This window comes from Intestinibacillus massiliensis (assembly GCF_900155735.1).
GTDB lineage: Bacteria > Bacillota > Clostridia > Oscillospirales > Butyricicoccaceae > Intestinibacillus > Intestinibacillus massiliensis.
Genome location: NZ_LT707039.1, coordinates 1 through 1,675 on the forward strand (window position 1 = coordinate 1; position 1,675 = coordinate 1,675).

2 protein-coding genes are annotated in these 1,675 nt (G+C 66.0%); both read right to left on the reverse strand.

What is annotated here, in order from left to right:
• A partial coding sequence (locus CZ203_RS01135) for an MATE family efflux transporter (protein WP_268875359.1) occupies positions 1–280 on the reverse strand: 280 nt, incomplete at its 3' end.
• A gap of 129 nt (positions 281–409) precedes the next feature.
• Positions 410–1,675: M20/M25/M40 family metallo-hydrolase (locus CZ203_RS01140; protein ID WP_087064265.1), on the reverse strand; the 1,266-nt coding region annotated here is incomplete at its 5' end.

Below are 1,675 nucleotides of genomic sequence, written 5' to 3' on the forward strand. Positions count from 1 at the left end.
GCGCGGTCGAAAAGGCCGAACGGGCGCGCGCGCCGTCCCCCGCCCCCTGCGCGACCGAGTACAGCACGCCGCCGCCCACGCCGAACAGCATGCCGAACGCGAACAGCAGAGAAAACAGCGGCAGCACCAGGTTGAGCGCCACCAGCGCGTCCGCACCCACGCCGCGGCCGATCATGATCGTGTCCGCGATAATGTAAATCGAAGTGACCAGCGTCGCGCTGACCGAAGGCAGTAAGTAGCGCCCGAACAATTTGGCCGGGCGCTCCCGCAGTAAATCCATTTTTGGTTCCCCTCCCCTATGCCCTGACCTTAAGGGCATGCCACTTTATAATAATGCCCAGCCAAGAGGAATGCAAGATGCAAATTGATAAAATCATCGGGGAGGCCGTTTTGTAAGGCACGGGGAGGCCTAGTCCGACGCGCCCACGCCGAGCAGGCCGTCGTCGGGCGCGGCGGGCTGCAGCAACCCGTGCCCGATGGCGCGCAACGTGCCGTGCAGCATTTTGACATAGGGCGGGATGGACGCGATCTCCACATGCTCGTCCGGCGAGTGCGGGTTGCGCACAGTCATGCCCGCGCTCACGATCCCCATGCCGGGGTTCTTCTCATAAAATGCCGAGGTCTCCAGCCCGGCGTGCATCGACGTAATATGGAGGTGCCTGGCGTTCTGCCGGTAATAGACGCGATCCATAAGCTGCGCGAGCGGGTTGTCCGCCGTGCCCGGCCAGCCTTTGTAGCCGCCAACCGTCATGGTAAAGCCGGCCATGGCCGCGGCACGCCGGTGCTGCATGGCGATGATCTCCTCGTTGGCGCCGACCGCGCAGCGCACCATGCTGCGCACCTCGACCTGCCCGCTCCCGTTAACGGTCACGCGCCCCAGGTTGGAGGACGAGCCGACCCGGCCGGGGAGGTAGGCGTCCATGGAGTAGACGCCGTTATAGATCAGGATGCAAAGGTCGAGCGTGGCGCGCATGTCCGCGTCCGACCAGACGCGCGGCGGCAGCGCACAGGGCGACAGCCGTACCCGGCCACCCGGGTCGGTAACGGAGAACATATCCGAAACCCGCTGCTGGAACGTGAACGCGGCGCGCTCCATCTCTTCCGCGTACCGCGACGGCGCGACCAGCACGGCTTCGCTGGCGAATGGGATCGCGTTGTGCGCCGTGCCGCCGTCAAACGACGCGAGCGCAAACGGCACGCGCTGCGACAGTTCGGTCAAGAACACGCTGAGGAGCTTGATCGTGTTGGCGCGCCCCTTGTCGATATCATACCCCGAGTGGCCGCCGCGGAAGCCGTCGAGCGACAGCCGCCAGGCGCGGTCGCCGGGCGGCACGGCCGTGTGCAGGGGGCGCAGATAGGTTTCGCGCCGCCCCCCGGACGAGGAAACGACAACGTCGCCCTGCTGGAAGCCGTCGGTATTGATCAGGTAGCGCACATCCGAAACGTATTTTTTGTCCATGTGCAGCGCGCCCTTCAGGCCGACCTCCTCGCCGGTGGTAAACAGCAGGCGCACCGGCCCATGCGCGGTGTTCGGATGTGAAAGCAGGTAAAGCGCGGCGGCGTTGCCGATGCCGCAGTCCGCGCCGAGCGAGGACGCGCCGTTCGTACACAGGCAGCCGTCGCGCACCAGCGCAATCACCGGGTCGCGCGCCGCGTTGAACGCGCTGTGCGGCGC